Source organism: Streptomyces durbertensis, assembly GCF_014156695.1.
Classification (GTDB): domain Bacteria; phylum Actinomycetota; class Actinomycetes; order Streptomycetales; family Streptomycetaceae; genus Streptomyces; species Streptomyces durbertensis.
The window spans coordinates 1-504 of record NZ_WMLF01000936.1; the positions used below are offsets into that span (position 1 = coordinate 1).

General features: G+C 67.3%; 1 pseudogene. It reads right to left on the reverse strand.

From position 1 onward, the window contains the following. Window positions 1–157: 157 nt before the first annotated feature. Window positions 158–504, reverse strand: a pseudogene (locus GL263_RS27750) (hypothetical protein); the annotation flags it as partial.

The window sequence follows — 504 nt, forward strand, 5'->3', positions numbered from 1 at the left end:
GTTCGACAACAAGTACGCGGAAGGGTGAAGGAGTTCACCCTTCCGCGTCCACGCGGCGGGAAAACCGCGCTACTTCATGAGGATTCCGCCGCCGCTCCCGGCCGGCCGTCTCGGAACACCGCGGGCCCCGCCCCGGGCCCGGCCCTCCGGTGCGCGCCTAGCTGAGCTTGGAGTTGAGCTTCTGCCCCTCCTGCGCGACGAGGCTGCACGTCACCGTCTTCATGCCGAGGTCGAGACCGCTCACCTTCGGGAACTGGGCCAGCGTACGGAATCTCGTACCACTGTTGAGGTTCGCCTTGGCCTGGAGCTTCGGCTTGCAGATGCGGTCGGCCTCGGTCTTGATGGCCTCGTCGGTCTCGAACGTCTTGGTCAGCTTCTCCTGGTAGACCACCTCGCCGTCGTGCGAGGACGAGCAGGGGCGCTTGTCGCTGTGCCCCTCGCGCGCCGCCGATATGTCGAAGCAGTCGCCGGGCTTGAGCATGTACGCCGGCCAGGGCCCGGAGG